Annotated in this window: 1 protein-coding gene; it reads left to right on the forward strand. The window is 62.0% G+C overall.

Translation table 11 applies throughout. The features are described from left to right. A partial coding sequence (locus GZH79_RS19385) for an integrase core domain-containing protein (protein ID WP_211645320.1) occupies nt 1-208 on the forward strand: 208 nt, incomplete at both ends.

Genomic DNA, 208 nt, shown 5'->3' on the forward strand with positions numbered 1-208 from the left:
GGCGCATGCGCGATGAACTTTTGAACGAAAACATGTTCCGGAACATGGCGCACGCCCGTGCTGTGATCCGGGCCTGGGCGGATGACTTTAACGAAACACGCCCGCATTCGGCGCTTGGCGACCAGACGCCCAAGGCATTCGCCGAACACCTCACCACCGCAACCGACACCCGCGCTGCGCCATCTGAAAGCTCCGCACGGATGTCGGT

Origin of the sequence: Loktanella sp. SALINAS62 (genome assembly GCF_018263905.1) — a bacterium.
Classification (GTDB): Bacteria; Pseudomonadota; Alphaproteobacteria; order Rhodobacterales; family Rhodobacteraceae; genus Loktanella.